The sequence below is a fragment of the Staphylococcus gallinarum genome, from assembly GCF_029774255.1.
GTDB classification, from domain to species: domain Bacteria; phylum Bacillota; class Bacilli; order Staphylococcales; family Staphylococcaceae; genus Staphylococcus; species Staphylococcus gallinarum.
The window spans coordinates 2,108,058-2,124,011 of sequence record NZ_CP069082.1 but is presented as its reverse complement, the minus strand read 5'-3'; the positions used below and the strand labels follow the sequence as shown (position 1 = coordinate 2,124,011).

The window sequence follows — 15,954 nt, the reverse complement described above, 5'->3', positions numbered from 1 at the left end:
AGCCTGGGGATAATTATGTTTATGCAATGATTACGAGTATAAAGCCAATGGCAAATACGAGTAGGTTTAGATTTTTGTTTTTTATAAGTTCGCTTAATAAAACCATAGCTGCACCGACAATGAGTAAAGGCTTATCATAGGGTGGCCAGCCAAAGTATTGCATAATCATGCGTATTACGCCTTGTATGAGTAAACATGTTAATGCTAAGATAGCGATTCTTCTAATCCATAAACCAAATTTTTCCATTTTTACAACCTCATTCAAATTTATAATCTACTATATTATCCATATTAACTGTTTTTACTTACACATTGAAGAAATTGCGTTTTAATAAAAAAGAAAATCAATAAGCGGTAATATAAATTATTTGTAAAAAAAACACTAGAGCAAGGACTCTAGTGACAATATTCGTTACAAGGGTTGCCTCTAGTAATTACTAGAGGCAGGTGTTATGTTGTAGGCTTTTGACGAGCCTAGCTATAATATATCCTAATTTAATTATGTGTGCAACTTAATTTTTTGCAATTATTAAGTGTTATACGACTATATCTATAAAAGCTTTTACTTTTATTTTATTAGGTCTATAGCACTATGACATTGTTAAATATTTTAATTATACTATCAATTCATTTACTAAAAGAAATAGTGGAGTTGATAAAATTGAAAAAATGGTTATTCATTATCTTATCTAGCATAATAATCTTTATAGTTGCATATTTTGCATGTATCATTATGCTCTTCAACAAAACAGAGACATATTACGGAAAAGTAGATAAATCAAAATCAAAAGTTTGGTTATATTCTAAAGATGATCGTTATCTTACGACATTAAATGAAATAACTGAATGGAAAAAAGCAAAAGATGGAGATATTTTGAAAGTTCAATATCGAGATAATAAAGGTGTTATTTTAAAAATTGAACCTGTAAAAATTAATGATGTTCCAAATGATATTATGAAAAAAATAAAACAGTAATATACTATTTCTAATAATTAAAGTAATCTCAAATTATTGATATGACAATTGATAATTTGGGATTTTTTATTACTAAGTATTTGTATGAATAGTTAATTTGAGATTGTGATTTAGATTTTGAAAATTGAAATAAACTTGAAATGTTACTAAGAATTATTACAGTTGAATAAATTTTATTGTAAAAATTGTAACAATAATTTAATTAAAGTATTTTAAATTAAAAAAGTTAATAATAATAAAGAAATCACTATTGATTGTATAAAAAAATTAGTGTAATATTTGTATATATCATTTCAGGAGTAACAAAGTATGAAGAAGAAAATTATTATTTTAGCAATGATTTTTGGACTTATCTTTACTATATTTCCTGGTGGCAATCGTAATGTTAAAGCAAGTACGCATCACAATCCTGTTGTCTTTGTACATGGAATTGGAGGTGCGTCTAATAATTTTGATAAAATTGAAAGTTATTTAGCGGCAAATGGTTGGGACAAGCATCAGTTTTATGGTATAAATTTTCAAAATAATGAGGGATATATTTCAAAGGATAGTCCTCAGTTGAAAAGATTTGTAGATCAAGTATTACAAAAATCGGGTTCGCAAAAAGTAGATATAGTGGCACATAGTATGGGTGGTGCAACTACGTTAAATTATATAAAGCATTTAGGTGGCGGTAATAAAGTAGATAATGTCATAACATTAGGTGGTGCTAATGGTTTAACGACTAATACTGCATATACAGGCACTGATGCACGACATAAAATCTTATATACCTCTATATATAGCTCAACGGATTGTGTTGTAGATTCACAATTGTCTTATTTGGCAGGAGGAAAAAATATCCAAGTTTCTGGTATCAGTCATTTAGGATTGCTCAATAATTCAAAAGTTAAAAGTTATATCAAGCAGGGGTTAAATGGAGACGGCGTAAACACCAATTTAAAATTGAATAGTAAAAGAACGCAAAAAGGTATAGTTTCATTTTTTAACTTTATTAGTTTTAATATTAGTTCGCATTCGTTAAGTGATAATTAATTATTCAATTTATATTTGATTAATTATATATTGCATTGAAATAGGATGAATGGGTATATAAATTATTAAGGTATATTATCTTTAATAAGTATTTAGGGCATGCACATTGTGTAGTTGCCCTTTTATTTAAATTCATGTTAAAAGCTAATAGGAGAATAGTATGAAAAAATTTAAATTAGTTATGTTACTTATAGTAAGTGTTTTTATGTTTGGCATTATGAGTAAAATGACTTCGGTAGAGGCAAAGACACATCATAATCCAATTGTGTTTGTTCATGGATTTGGGGGAACACAATATAACTTTCATAGTATACAAAATTATTTATACACTCAAGGCTGGAATAGGAATCAATTTTACTCAATCAATTTAAATAGTAAATCTGGTGATAATAAGGTTAATGGACCTCAAATTTCAAAATATGTTAAACAAGTACAACATGAGACAGGAGCTAATAAAGTTGATTTAGTAGGTCATAGTCTAGGTGGAAAGAATATCATGTACTACATAAAGAATTTGGATGGGGGCAAAAATGTAGCTAATGTTGTTACGTTGGGTGGTGCTAATGGCTTAACAACAAATACTGCAATACCTGGAACAGATTCGCAACATAAGATTTTGTATACCTCTATTTATAGTCGAACAGATGGCGTAGTGCCCAATCAATTATCATATTTAATAGGTGGGAAAAATATTATATTAACTAAAATCGACCATATTAGTTTGTTATTTAATAGCACGGTTAAACAGCATATTAAATATGCGTTAGAGGGTAACGGTATGAATACGAATTAGTTACACTAGATAAATTGAGATTTAAGCTAAATAAACTTTAAGAGTGGATTCAATATTAATTATTTTATTATAAATTTAGATATGTTAATATAATTGTCCTACTTCTGTCTCCCAATATTAATTTAGAAGGAGCAATTTAATGATAAATATTATTTCTGCAATAGGTTCTATTGGAACATTTATTATGGCTTTATTTTATTTTGTATCTGTTTCACTTCAATTATATCAAATGAGAATTGGCTTTATTCCAGTATTAGGATTTAATCAAGTTTTCCTAACGCTAAATCATAATAATGAATTATCTATGCAAAATACGACTACGACTGAATCAGATCATCAAGATTATTTAAAGTTGTACAATCTTGGTGGTGGTGCTGCAAAGCATATTAATATAAAGATTGTGTTAGGAGAAGAACACGTTATTCAGGAAAAATTTGTTAATATTTTACCGAGCAAAGAAGGTTATCTGTTACCAATCAATAAGGATGTATTTGATGAATTAGAAAGTACAATCCAAAATAATGGTTATGAATCTGATATTAATATTAAGTTATCCTATTATCACAATGTAAGTAGAAAGCAAAAATATTTAATATTACAAGGCAAACTAAGTACGTTTAACACATATTCAAATAAAAGTATCTATGAATTACAATTTGTAAATAAATAATTAATAGGCGGGGTGCAATCAACGGATTGCGTCCCGTCTTTTGATTGTTATTCGATATAATGACTGTTAATTGAATAGTTAAAATAATTTAATAATTATTAATTAAGTATTGATAATTATATTACAAAAATATAAAAATAATTAAAATGAAATTCACGTAAGTGTAATATCGTAGAAAAATTCATATGATATATTATTGTAGAAATAGAAATAATAATATTCATTTTAATTTTTTGTGAGATGGATGCACTCTATTTCTGTAGTAATTTGCAAAGATATGAAAGGACAAATAATGACAAAATATATTTTAAAGTTTTTTACATATTTTATGTTAGCAACGTCGATATTTTTTATATTTAATATACACACAGCATCAGCTGGAACGACAATGTCACATGATGAATCAATGAATTATACTCAATCACTTGAGGGTAAGGGTTGGGATTATGATAATGAATATGGTTGGCAGTGTTTTGATTTGGTGAATGAGCAGTGGGACTACTTATTTGGTCATGGATTGAAAGGGGATTATGCAAAAGATATTCCTACAGAAAATAATTTTGAAGGTGAAGCTACGGTATATAAAAATACATATGATTTTAAAGCTAAACCTGGTGATATAGTTGTATTTAATGAAAATTATGGCAATGGAGCAGGGCATACAGCAATTGTTACGGATGCCAATTATGATGGTAATTATATGAAATTTGAATCATTAGATCAAAATTGGGAAGGTGGAGGAGCTGATAAGACTGAGGTTGCACATAAAGTCGTCCATGATTATGAATCTGAGATGTGGTTTATCCGTCCACATTATCAAAAGTAAGAATGTAAACAACATGATAATTAAAAAAAGAGGTTATTTAATAATATATTATTGCTTAATGGTCCATTTCATAGCTAGTCTATGCGTTGGACTATTTTTTTATTATTTTATTCTAGTGTGAATATAGTCATACATTTAATGTTTGAGTATACCATAGAGGGGTATGTGTTGTATGATGTTAACATAATGAAAACTATGAAAGGTGGTATTGATTTGATAAAAAAATTACTTACAGTATCTTTTACTGCAGCTATATTGCTGTCATCATGTTCTACAGGTAATGATCAAGCAGATGAAACAAAGGAATCACAGCATACTTCACATAAAAGTAGTGCAGGTGATTTGCCAGATGGTATGCAGACTACAGATAAAGCTAAATTTAAAAAAGGTGATAAAGTCACAGTTAACAGTGATCACATGAAAGGAATGAAAGGTGCTAAAGGAGTAGTTAAAGCTGCTTATAAAACGCATGTCTATGAAGTAACTTATAAACCAAAAGATGGGAAAAAAGAAGTGAAAAACCATAAATGGGTTGTTAATGAAGAAATAGAAAATGCAAAACAACATGGGTTTGAAAAAGGTGATTCTGTGAAATTAGAAGCGGATCATATGGCTGGAATGAAGGGTGCGATAGCAGAAATTGATAATGTTAAAAAAACAACTGCTTATGTTATAGATTATAAGTCAACAACTGATGATAAATGGATAAGAAATCATAAATGGATGATCGGTAGCGAACTTGAATCTAGATAAGACATTTTTTAACTGTAAAAGAGCTATAGAGAAGTCTATCAACATAGATTTCTTCATAGCTCTTTTTATTTTATATCAGGTGAATTAATAAAATTGGAAGAACTTTTTCCAATTATATGAAGTAGCTACTGCAATACTCATTATTAATAATGTAATGACAAATTCTGATGCCATATATCCTTGTGATAAATGAACTGTAAATAATGCGCCTAACATGATTACAATGAATCCTAGAGCAATATAGTTTGTTAGAATTCCTAAAATGATAAGAATACCACCAATAAATTCAAATAAAGCTAAGAGTATACCGAGAAATGCTGGTAATCCTAATCCTTGCATCATATGCATTGGTTCACCAAAACCACTGAATACCTTTTGGCTACCATGTATGATAAATGTTAATCCTAACATTAACCTTATAAGTAACATTCCAAATCTCATATTACATTGACCTCCTTTTTATAATTTAATATTATATGATAAATTATATTGAAATAGTAGGAAATTATTTTGTGAAAGCGCTTTTTATTTATTTTAAATATATAAAGCAATGCTTTTAAAAGTATGAGATAAGGATTTTACTAAAAATCACGTTTTAAAAATAACATGTATAAGGATATATAACTATGGAGTATGCAAGTGAATATTATATAAAAGCATTTGGGTGGCAACAATAGACTTGGTTATAGCATAGTAATTGTGAGCAATCTGCGTTAACATTTATAAGTAAAATGACCGGTAAACTGCTTTATAAATCATATGTTTCCTTAATAATTTCATATTTTTGTACTTACTTTGAAGGAAGCATAGCACAGATTTACTGGTCATATTTTTATATTTATTTTTAAAATTTCTCTTGGTAAACTGTCCTCTTTATTACGACCACCCTGTCAATTGGGCAATTATTAATGTGATAATTGAAATGACACCCCAAATTATAAATAATGGAAAGAAAAAGCGAATCCATTTAGTATATGATACGCCACCTATAGCTAAAGCGGCCATGAAGTAACCACTCGTTGGGTAAAATATATGTGTGAAACCATCGCCAAGTTGGAATGCAAGAACGGCGGTTTGTCTTGTAATACCTAACATATCTGCTAAAGGGGCCATAATAGGCATAGTTACCAATGCTTGACCACTACCTGAAGAAATAATAAAGTTAATTGCTACTTGTACAGCATACATGCCGACTACTGCAATTGTTGGTGTAGCACCATCAATTACTGATCCCAGTCCATGAACAATAGTGTCCATTATTTTGCCATCTTCTAAAACAACTGCGATGGAGCGGGCTAGGCCAACGATGATTGCGCCCATCAGTACATCTTTAAACCCTTCGTTAAATGCCTCACATATAGCCTGTGTACTAAGACCAGTCACTAATCCTACAATGATTCCCATAATGATAAATAAGCCAGCCATTTCGATCATAAACCAACCTTGTGAAATAACACCGTACACTAAAATAACAAAAAAGAGAAGGACGACTGCGATACCCCATTTTTGTCTATTTGTAGCTTCTATTGGTTCTTGATTAGTAATGTTTTGGTAAAGATCACGTTTTTCAATATCTGCGTGATAAACAGAACTTAAAGTTGGTTTATTTTTAATTTTTTGTGCGTATCGCATGATAAACATAATTGTGACTGCTAATACTACGATAAATAATATAATTCTTAGTCCGATTCCAGAAAATACAGGAATTCCTGAAAGTTTTTGTGCTAAGCCAGTATTAATCGGATTTAACACGCCAACTGTAAATCCAACCACTGTACCACACAAAGCGATGGCAGTTGCTGTGATTGAGTCGTAACCTAATGCAATAATCAATGGAATTATAACCGGTATGTATACGAGAGAGAGTTCGGCAGTTCCAATAAGTGTAGCAACAATCGCAAATACAGTAGTTAGTACTGGTATAATTAACACACTTTGATTGATAAAACGACGTGCTAATTTATCTACTGCAATTTCGATAATACCTGTTTTCCTTAACACCATAAACATGCCACCTATAATTAAAGTGAAAAAGACAATTTCACCGGCTTCTATTAAACCTTTTGGAATTATAGAAATGAAATCAACTATTCCTACTGGTTTAGAGGAAATAAAATGAAATGAATCTGCGTCAACCATCTCTCGTCCTTCAGGTCCTTTTATTCTTTTAAACTGTCCAGAAGGAATGAAATATGTTGAGATTGTTGCGATAACACCAAAGATAAATAAAATGACATAAATATGCGGCATATTAAATTTTTTAGCTTTCTTTGTTATTCGTTCTGTATTATTTTTTTGTTTAACCAATAACTATACAACCCCTTTGTATATATAAAATAAATTTATTGTAGCATGGAATTGTATAAATTAAATTGTAAAATTCTGAAAATTTAGAATATTATTTTGTCTAAATATACAATGCAAATTACAAATATGTGATGTAAATAGTTCTTATTAAAAGTTTTAAAATATAAAATACATCTTCTTTATATTACAAAGTAACTGGATGAAATCTTTAACGTAGTATTGAAATTGTGTATAAGTTAATGCTATGAGCAGAATATAAGGGGCATATAAGGAATGAAAAATACCGTATGAAGTGTTGAGAAACATCATACGGTTAAAAGCGTGAAGATAAAAATGTATTTGTTAATTATTGCCAACGTTCTAATTTTTTCATGAATTTTTTGGTATACATTTTATTTAAAATAAACTTTTGGAATTTATTCATATCTGATTCTTGAAATTTTTTTAGATTATGTTCATACATTTCGTCAAAACTTAAATTTAAAGTCCATTCACCATTTTGATAACAGTGATGACAATATTTTTCGGATAATGAACCGTCTTTTTCAGTACCTGCTGGTGTTTTATCATCTAATGGTATTCCACAACTTTGACAAAGTTTAACTTTAGCCAATTGAATCGCTCCCTTTTACATACAAATATTTATATTGTTATAAACTATATAAATATAAAAAATAAATAAAGTCAACTGTTTAATAATCTGTTGTAATGGTAAATAAAGGATGAAACAGAAGTAGCATCATTTATTTTTATTACAATAGCAAAAAATAAAGAAAGGAGAGGAAAAAATGAATTATATAAAATATCTCAAGTCAAAAGATGGCACTAATATCTATACAAAGGTTAATGATGTACCAAGAGCGAAAGCTAATGTTATTCTCGTTCATGGTTTAGCAGAACATTTGGACAGATATGATGAACTGACGAATTATTTAAATGAACAAAATTTTAATGTTATACGATTTGATCAACGTGGACATGGTAGATCTGGTGGAGAACCAACATTTTATAGTAGAATTGATGAAATTATTGAAGATTTATCTGCAGTAGTGGATTATGTGAAGCAACATTTTAAAGAGAAAGTCTATTTAATTGGGCATAGTATGGGTGGTTATAGTGTCACTTTATTTGGAACGAAAGAAGCAAATAAAGTTGATGGTATCATTACATCAGGTGCTTTGACGCGATATAATTTACCACTATTTGGTCAACCTGATCGCCAATTGAATACTAGAACATATATTGCCAATGAATTAGGTGAAGGTGTGTGCTCAGATACTACAGTTATAGAAAAATATAAAGATGATGATTTAAATGCTAAACAAATTTCTATGGGATTAATCTATACATTATTAGATGGTGTGGATTATTTGAAACAACATGCAAGTGAATTTAAATATCCAATATTAATTTTACATGGGAAAGAAGACGGTTTAGTAAGTTATCAAGATTCCCTTGAATTATTTGCAGAAATAGGTACTGAACAAAAGTCCATTCATATATATGAGGGATTACAGCATGAAATATTTAATGAAAGTTCATATAATTTAAGTATATTTGCAGAAATTGTTGATTGGTTAAATAGCAAATTGTAATCATAATGAGCTTCATTTAAGTGTTAAATTAAATCATAAAGGGAAGGTGTTTTTATTGAAAATAAAGACATTATATAATCAATATGAGGAAAGCTTTGAGGCGTTTGATGAACGTGTGAACCAATATATAGAACGTATATTAACTTCAGATACAGCTGAAATTATAAGTGTTACGCCGTTAGTGACGAATAGTGTGGAAGGTGTAGACTACTTTATTACGATTGTATTTAAGTCTTAATTTAGAGTATAACTTAAATTGATGTATATACTTTAAAATTTAAATAACTATTTTTATAAAATGATTTAAATGAAGTGTTAAGCTATGCATAATGGATATATGTTAAATATAAATATACTGATATAAGGATGGATAATTGTGAAAATAATAGCGACTAGTATTTTTGTAGAAAACCAAGATGCAGCTAAGCAATTTTATACAGAAAAATTAGGATTTGAACTCGTTAATGATATGGATGTAGGCGGGGGTTATAGATGGTTAACGGTTAAAGAAGCAAACTCATCAAATCCCGTAGAGGTTGTTTTGGAGCCTAATGCAAGTCCAATTGCTAAGAATTATCAAGAAGGATTGTTTAATGCGGGGATACCTGTCACTATGTTTGGTGTAGATGATATTGAAGCAGTCCAACGAGATTTAAAGGACAAAGATGTTCAATTTCACACAGAAGTAAAGGAAGTTGATCAAATAAAAATGGCAATTTTTAATGATACTTGTGGAAACTTAATTCAAATCATTGAACAATAAGATGTAGTGAAATTAATAACATGTAGAAAGTACTAAGTTAACTTTTAAACAATGACTTAGTACTTTTTGTTAGGAGTAACCTTATGGAATATAAAATTGTAAATACACAACATTTATCAACAATTGAACTCATAGATATGATGAGGGAACGAATCAAGGTGTTTGTAGTTGAACAAAACTGTCCCTATCAAGAAGTTGATGAGGAAGATGAAAATGCACTTCATGTTATGTTAAAAGATCAAAATAAGCTAGTTGCGTATACTAGAATTATTGAGCGTGAGAATGATATTAGTTTTGGTCGCGTACTCGTAACTGAAAAATATAGAAAGCAACAATATGGTAAACAGATTGTTCGTCAAACAATTGATGAAATCAAGAAGCGGTATAAAAGTGGCATAATTAAAATTTCGGGACAAGCACATTTACAAAATTTTTATGAATCATTTGGGTTTAAATGTGTGTCAGAATGCTATTTAGAAGATGGTATTCCTCATGTTTCGTTAGAACTCACATTCTAATTGAATAAAAAATAAAAACCGCCTAGTTGATATTCATTGAAATGAATGACAATAGGTGGCTTGTTTTTGTAAAAGTTAATAGTTATTAAGACTAAATTAATAGTAATTATTTTTGATAAAGTAAAATACTTTATCCCCCTTAAATTGTAAAAGCTATTTTTGTGAGACGTAGTTTATGTTTATATGAGTCGTTAATTTATTAAGAAACTGTATAGAATTATTTTGTCATTTTATCTATATCTTGGGAAACTAATGTAAGTAACTCTTGTGTTTCCTCTTCTGTTAGATCGTCTGACCCTTTAATTCGAATTACAGATCCTTTGTCTGTCTTAACGTGATAAACCGGCTCGTCGTCTTTATATACTTTACGTAGTATTTCCATTCCATCATCCCTTTTTTATCTCAATCTTATGTCAAATCAATCATGATTAATGTGTCATAAGATAATGATACGAATTGCTTAAATCATACATTAAATAAAACAAACTATTAATGTCTCTCTTATAGGATAACTTTTTAGTTAATTCTTTTCCAACAGTATGTATTGAATTATTAGTTTTTTTGAGTAGGATTATATTTTTATATCATATTAATTAAATTTTCAAACGGTTAATTAATAAAACGGAAATCTTTTTTTGATTAAATGCATATATTTGTGTTTTTATAATATGAAAATGGGTAAATTTATATTAAGCACTAGAAGTCCTCCAAACTTTTGTGTGAATTATATTTTCTTAAAAAGTGTCTGGACATAAATGCCCAGCATTAAGCCCATCAAGGATTAAAATCTTTGATGGGCTTTTTATTTATATCAATACTCCGTATTGTTATAGCTCGCTTACCTAAAGAGATGTGTCGGTCCTTGGTCTCGACAATCATCCCACGCCCTCAGGTGTTTCACAAACAATACGAAGTTCATATATGTTATTACTACAAAAAATAAGACACTTTTTCGTATAATTTAATAAACTCCACTAAACTATATTAACGAGTTATCTTAAGTATAAAAATTATTACATGTCTCAATTTACTCTACCAATGCAAACTGGAATACTTATACCTGAAAATGATACCGCATAAATTGTAAATCATTTAGTAGAAATAATCCCATAAATATTAAACGTCAATTACTAATACACAGGGATATAACCTATAGTAATTGACGTTTTCATAATTTTTTATAAACTGTAATGCGTTGCTTCAATTTGTTTAATTAAATGTTTCTTTGGAAGTACTACGATAGTATAACAATTTAATTTCTACCAAGTTATTTGAATTTGTAATTTATTATATATTCAGTTGGTGTTAACTAAACGACAGACTGAACACTTTTCATAAATGCAAACTGTGTAATTCCGTAAGTTTTAATGATTAACGTTGAAATGATAGTTATCTCATTGATTATTCTATATTATTTTTTAATTTCTCATCCATATTTAGTGCAACATCTTTTAATAATTGAGTAGTCTCTTCTTCGGAAAGGTGGTTATGTGATTTCACCTTTATTATTAATCCTAGATCGGTTTTTATATAAAAAATCGGTGTTTCATCTTCATATATTTTTCTTAAGATATGCATAATATCACCTCATTTTACTATCAACTTATCTGCAAAGTGATTCAAGCGACAACTATACGGTATTGAGGTAAGTGTAAAATTTCATCTTCATTCTATTCTATAGTATTTTAGTAAAAATTGGTAATGATACGTTTTCAAAATAGCGCTAAATACTTAGATTTGCTATGGAAAAATGATTTATTAAATAGGTGAATGAAGTAACAAAATAAAAACACTTAGCAAAGCATACACAGAACCTTAAAATAGCTGGATGTTGTATATAGCCTTATTTAGCTAAGTGTTTGAAAGAATATAATAATTTTTGGAAATGTACTTTATAGGTTTGCATTACTCTCTATTTCATCTTCTTCTAAGTCATCTTCAGGAATAAAACTAATAGTAGCTGCCAATTTAACTAATAGGAATAGTGAACCGACACCTAATAACATTAACAAGAACCTTTTCATTATATAATCTCCTTTGCTTGATATGCGTTGAGATAATTATACCAAAAAAGGTTGTTCTAGGTATATTTTTATATATGTTTAAAACTATATATATTTTATGGATAGAATTTGAATTGCGCTTAATTTTATTGACGGATTAACTTTGGTATGAATTTGATATAGATTATTTCTCCTAATAGTTCTACTAATGTTTGTGTAACAACTACAATTGTTGCGACATTCGAAATATTATTAGGTAGTGCAAAGGTTATTGGTAAGACCACAAGTGCATTTCTGGTTCCAGAACTAAATGCTAAAGTGCGATTGGTATTAATTTCTAAGTTGAAAAGTTTTCCGCTTAAATATCCAAGTAATGGGGCGATTAACAGATATATAATATAAATAGGAATAATCATATATATAATAGTTAGATGCGATGTGATTTTTTGGATTTGTGAACTTACTATTACGAATAAGACTAGTGCCATAATTATTTCAGGAAACCAATTAGTAATGTGTAAGCACTTTTGTGCTTTAGTACTTTTTATACTAGTCCATTGTAATATCAAAGCTAAGATTAGTGGTATTAAAATATAGGCTATGAAAGTATGTAAAAATGGTTGTAACGTAATCGATGGTATAGTTATATGATTTAAAAATATAGTTAAATAAATAGGCAAGAAGATAATTTGTAATATAAGTAATATAGGTGTAGACATTAACATGTATTGCGCATTACCCTTACCTAATGCAGTAAACACAATCACATAATCAATACATGGCGCAAGTAATACTAAATAAAGTCCTATTAATATACCTGTATGCGTAATATGGAATACAGAAATTAAACAAAAAACAAATATGGGTATTAATATAAAATTTGAGAAAATAAGTGCAATTATAAATTTAAAAGAAATTAATCTGCCCTTAAACTTAAAAAAGGGGATTTGAGAAAACATGAAAAACATAAGTAGCGTCAATAATATTGAAATCGCAGGTTCAAATGATTTTGTAAAATTTGGAATATATAATCCTAGTAAAGCAGCGAATACAAGTGATAATAGATAGATATAAATTTGACGTTGTTCTATAAAATTTTTCATATTTTAACTCCTTAAATTAAAAACAAAACACACAACTATCAATTTATCATTTTGAACGTTGTGTGCTTAACTGACCTTTTATTTCTTTTTGTCTTGTACCATAACTTTATTTTCTATAGAATCGTTATTTGAATTATCGATACTTAACAAGAGTGCTCTTATGATTAAAATACCTGTTACGAGTAATAAAAGATTTTTTATTAATTTCATTGTCATCACGCACCTATCTTTAGTTATGGCACAAAATATATTGGAATAAAAATAAATAAAACCATTGTGTTGAATAAATTTGATATGTTAATTTTCGTTTTGATCGTCTATAGTGATTATCTTATTTTCTTGGTTAACTGATACAAATAGTCCGGGGCTGTTATTCTCAACAGTTGTTTCGGTGACCACGCCATTTGTTGTGGAAAATGTTACTTGACTCAAAATTCCCATGGCGTATTCATTAATTGGACTAACTATTGAAATAGAAGTTTCATCCTCTTGAATAACGAATTGTTTTTTACTGTTATTTTGAACTTTCCACTGTGGTAAATAGGTTAACTTCAAGTGTAAACCTCCTTATGTCCGTTTTGATTTCTACTTATTTACATTATAAACGAAATAACGAGGTTGTACTAATAACTAAATTTAAATATATAGGTTGATAAAATAAAAAAATATTCTAACAATCACCATTAATATTATGATGATTATTAGAATATTAGCGTTATTATTAATGACCAAAAATTAAAACAAAAAGGATGCCTACAACACCAAAGACAAGCAAAATAACTGTTAATCCTAATAGTGATTCTTTTGCTTCTTTTGATCCACGCACTTTGTATGCTATAAGTGAAGCTATACCACTAACTAGAAAGATAACTGAAAGCCAAAATACAATCATAAAATGTAGAGTCAAAACTCAAAACCTCCTCTATTTGTATAAAAATCAAGTTTTGATAGACGTATATTTTGAGTATGACGCCTAAAATGGTTATTTCAATATTTTTTAACAAATTCATCTTATCACTAAATACATTGTTACAATAGTGTCATTTTGAAATGTTCACTGTTTTATAATATATATCGTATTAACCTTTTAACGCACTTTAAATAATTGAAGACCACAATCGTAATTAATACTCACTACTAAAATGATGCATAGTTATTTTATGTAATGCGATGTTAAATATTTAATTAATTAAGCATGATGATATATAATAAAAATATCAATTTTATGTTAGGAGCATTTATTATGAATGAAGTAAACAAAGTTATTTATATTGTCTTAGCGTTATTTTTAGGTGGTTTCGGAGTTCATAAATTTTATGCTAGAAAAACGGGAATGGGCTTATTATTCTTGGTATTCTGTTGGACTGGCGTGCCACATGTACTTGCAATTATTGGTGCAATAATTACTGTATTTAAACCTGCTGATCAAAATGGAAATGTTTTAGTTTAATAAAAAATGCTTATTTAATTAATCATTCGCTTAAGTATGGAAGGTAAATTTGTCATTTTAATAAACAAATACAGGTTATAAACTTCATAGTCTAAACTAGAGGGCTCATCCATTTATTGTGGAGATGAGTCCTCTTTTAATTTGATAAGTTATAATTGGACAGAGATTACTATTCTAGCTAATTAAGTTCGTAATATTTATATTCCTGTCAATACGTAGTCATTAAAGCATGATGAGACATTAATAAGCAAGTGTCTAAATAGTATTAATATAAATTTAAAGGCCAAAAAACGCCAACGATAAATCAGTTGGCGTTATAGTTAGTTATGTTAACTAAAATTATAACTAATTTTAACAAAATTAACAGTTACATTTAAAATGGCGTAACATAAAGGTTGAATGGCTTTAAAATCAAAATTTGGTAATTTATACACGATAGACAAATTTGAATATTTTGATATGATGAACGAAAGATTTATATAAAAACGATATAAAATATATTAGATTGATGAGGTATGGCATATGACTTTCTATGATTTTGTAATTAGCTTTGAAGAAGATAATACACCTTTAGGATTCTTAGCACACAATATAATTGGAGATAAAAACTTTCCAAAACAAGCGACTTGTTACAATGAATTGCATGCTTATTTTTATCGTAACTATATCGATCAACAACTTTTAGCAACTGCTAACAGAGCACTAAGTTTGTATAATTCAAATCTTAATCGTGCATAATCATTATTTAATTTGGTGCATAATACCAGTTTTGTTGTTCTAAAGCGTTTTTTATATCAGTTGTTTTGAAATTAATTTCGTTATTTCTGATAGAGAACGGTTTAATTATATTTTGAGCCATCCAACTATTAATAAGTTCTTGAGGCAATCCATCTAATTCCATATCACTTTTACTTATTACAAAGCATTCCCAATCAAGCGAAATAGTAGAAGGGTTAATATAATTACATTCACCAAGCGGTTCCATAAATAAACACTCCTTAATAATGTAAATTGTACGTTAAGTTTTACCCAAGTGTTTACAAATTAAAACTGTTTTTATAATAGAATTATTATAAAATGTATTTTTGAACGATATCATCAATTATTTATATTTTTCAAGAAACGTAAAACTATTATTTATTATATTTCCATGACACATAAA

23 protein-coding genes are annotated in these 15,954 nt (G+C 28.4%); 12 read left to right on the top strand and 11 right to left on the bottom strand.

The features are described from left to right. Window positions 1-19: 19 nt before the first annotated feature. Window positions 20-247 carry a hypothetical protein gene (locus JN168_RS10065; RefSeq protein ID WP_107513475.1) on the bottom strand — a complete coding sequence of 76 codons (228 nt, stop codon included), beginning with the start codon at window positions 245-247 and terminating at the stop codon, window positions 20-22. A 414-nt stretch (window positions 248-661) separates the two neighbouring features. On the opposite strand from JN168_RS10065, the gene JN168_RS10060 reads away from it, so the two are divergent. The 6 genes from JN168_RS10060 to JN168_RS10035 all read left to right on the top strand — a co-directional run bounded on the left by JN168_RS10060 (window position 662) and on the right by JN168_RS10035 (window position 5,053). After that, window positions 662-976 carry a hypothetical protein gene (locus JN168_RS10060; RefSeq protein ID WP_229367059.1) on the top strand — a complete coding sequence of 105 codons (315 nt, stop codon included), beginning with the start codon at window positions 662-664 and terminating at the stop codon, window positions 974-976. Window positions 977-1,285: 309 nt separating this feature from the next. Beyond that, entirely contained in the window at window positions 1,286-2,011 is a 726-nt protein-coding gene (locus JN168_RS10055; protein ID WP_071225806.1) for an esterase/lipase family protein, read from the top strand. Between the two features lie 160 nt (window positions 2,012-2,171). Continuing rightward, window positions 2,172-2,804 carry an esterase/lipase family protein gene (locus JN168_RS10050; protein ID WP_229367060.1) on the top strand — a complete coding sequence of 211 codons (633 nt, stop codon included), beginning with the start codon at window positions 2,172-2,174 and terminating at the stop codon, window positions 2,802-2,804. Window positions 2,805-2,943: 139 nt separating this feature from the next. Continuing rightward, window positions 2,944-3,474: a hypothetical protein gene (locus JN168_RS10045; protein WP_042739713.1), complete on the top strand. Its 531-nt coding sequence runs from the start codon at window positions 2,944-2,946 to the stop codon at window positions 3,472-3,474. Between the two features lie 292 nt (window positions 3,475-3,766). Further along, window positions 3,767-4,300, top strand: a complete 534-nt coding sequence (locus JN168_RS10040) for a CHAP domain-containing protein (protein ID WP_042739714.1) — start codon at window positions 3,767-3,769, stop codon at window positions 4,298-4,300. A 213-nt stretch (window positions 4,301-4,513) separates the two neighbouring features. Next, a complete protein-coding gene (locus JN168_RS10035; RefSeq protein WP_042739899.1) occupies window positions 4,514-5,053 on the top strand; it encodes a YdhK family protein in 540 nt (179 codons plus the stop codon). Window positions 5,054-5,137: 84 nt separating this feature from the next. Here JN168_RS10035 and JN168_RS10030 read toward each other — a convergent pair whose 3' ends face one another. From JN168_RS10030 to JN168_RS10020, 3 genes are all read right to left on the bottom strand, one after another. Beyond that, on the bottom strand, window positions 5,138-5,494 hold the full coding sequence (locus JN168_RS10030) for a DoxX family protein (RefSeq protein ID WP_042739715.1): 357 nt from the start codon (window positions 5,492-5,494) through the stop codon (window positions 5,138-5,140). Window positions 5,495-5,929: 435 nt separating this feature from the next. Continuing rightward, entirely contained in the window at window positions 5,930-7,360 is a 1,431-nt protein-coding gene (locus tag JN168_RS10025) for a YfcC family protein (RefSeq protein WP_229367062.1), read from the bottom strand. A 346-nt stretch (window positions 7,361-7,706) separates the two neighbouring features. Then, window positions 7,707-7,973 carry a zinc ribbon domain-containing protein gene (locus JN168_RS10020; protein WP_052495447.1) on the bottom strand — a complete coding sequence of 89 codons (267 nt, stop codon included), beginning with the start codon at window positions 7,971-7,973 and terminating at the stop codon, window positions 7,707-7,709. A gap of 175 nt (window positions 7,974-8,148) precedes the next feature. On the opposite strand from JN168_RS10020, the gene JN168_RS10015 reads away from it, so the two are divergent. From JN168_RS10015 to JN168_RS10000, 4 genes are all read left to right on the top strand, one after another. Then, entirely contained in the window at window positions 8,149-8,955 is an 807-nt protein-coding gene (locus JN168_RS10015) for an alpha/beta hydrolase (RefSeq protein ID WP_042739717.1), read from the top strand. 55 nt (window positions 8,956-9,010) lie between these two features. Then, window positions 9,011-9,193: a hypothetical protein gene (locus tag JN168_RS10010; protein WP_042739718.1), complete on the top strand. Its 183-nt coding sequence runs from the start codon at window positions 9,011-9,013 to the stop codon at window positions 9,191-9,193. A gap of 138 nt (window positions 9,194-9,331) precedes the next feature. Further along, complete coding sequence (locus tag JN168_RS10005; protein ID WP_042739719.1) at window positions 9,332-9,718, top strand: VOC family protein; 387 nt, start codon at window positions 9,332-9,334, stop codon at window positions 9,716-9,718. An 83-nt stretch (window positions 9,719-9,801) separates the two neighbouring features. Continuing rightward, entirely contained in the window at window positions 9,802-10,236 is a 435-nt protein-coding gene (locus tag JN168_RS10000) for a GNAT family N-acetyltransferase (protein WP_279525852.1), read from the top strand. 217 nt (window positions 10,237-10,453) lie between these two features. Here JN168_RS10000 and vraX read toward each other — a convergent pair whose 3' ends face one another. From vraX to tsaT, 6 genes are all read right to left on the bottom strand, one after another. Then, entirely contained in the window at window positions 10,454-10,618 is a 165-nt protein-coding gene (gene vraX, locus JN168_RS09995; protein ID WP_157946389.1) for a C1q-binding complement inhibitor VraX, read from the bottom strand. Between the two features lie 1,019 nt (window positions 10,619-11,637). Further along, the gene (locus JN168_RS09990; RefSeq protein ID WP_162846374.1) at window positions 11,638-11,814 is read right to left on the bottom strand and encodes a hypothetical protein; all 177 of its coding nucleotides are present in this window, start codon (window positions 11,812-11,814) and stop codon (window positions 11,638-11,640) included. Between the two features lie 314 nt (window positions 11,815-12,128). After that, the gene (locus JN168_RS09985; RefSeq protein ID WP_257044437.1) at window positions 12,129-12,260 is read right to left on the bottom strand and encodes a hypothetical protein; all 132 of its coding nucleotides are present in this window, start codon (window positions 12,258-12,260) and stop codon (window positions 12,129-12,131) included. Between the two features lie 125 nt (window positions 12,261-12,385). Further along, window positions 12,386-13,342, bottom strand: a complete 957-nt coding sequence (locus tag JN168_RS09980; RefSeq protein ID WP_279525851.1) for an arsenic resistance protein — start codon at window positions 13,340-13,342, stop codon at window positions 12,386-12,388. Window positions 13,343-13,639: 297 nt separating this feature from the next. Further along, window positions 13,640-13,897, bottom strand: coding sequence for a hypothetical protein (locus tag JN168_RS09975; RefSeq protein WP_042739722.1), 258 nt, complete (start codon window positions 13,895-13,897; stop codon window positions 13,640-13,642). Between the two features lie 166 nt (window positions 13,898-14,063). Further along, window positions 14,064-14,249 (bottom strand): type II toxin-antitoxin system toxin TsaT, encoded by a 186-nt coding sequence (tsaT, locus tag JN168_RS09970; RefSeq protein WP_042739723.1) that lies wholly within the window; start codon window positions 14,247-14,249, stop codon window positions 14,064-14,066. Between the two features lie 336 nt (window positions 14,250-14,585). Here tsaT and JN168_RS09965 point away from each other — a divergent pair, with 336 nt between their 5' ends. Continuing rightward, window positions 14,586-14,792: a TM2 domain-containing protein gene (locus JN168_RS09965; protein WP_042739724.1), complete on the top strand. Its 207-nt coding sequence runs from the start codon at window positions 14,586-14,588 to the stop codon at window positions 14,790-14,792. A 522-nt stretch (window positions 14,793-15,314) separates the two neighbouring features. Next, window positions 15,315-15,530 (top strand): YozE family protein, encoded by a 216-nt coding sequence (locus tag JN168_RS09960; protein ID WP_042739725.1) that lies wholly within the window; start codon window positions 15,315-15,317, stop codon window positions 15,528-15,530. Window positions 15,531-15,537: 7 nt separating this feature from the next. On the opposite strand, the gene JN168_RS09955 is transcribed toward JN168_RS09960, so the two are convergent. Further along, entirely contained in the window at window positions 15,538-15,777 is a 240-nt protein-coding gene (locus JN168_RS09955; protein WP_042739726.1) for a hypothetical protein, read from the bottom strand. Window positions 15,778-15,954: the final 177 nt, after the last annotated feature.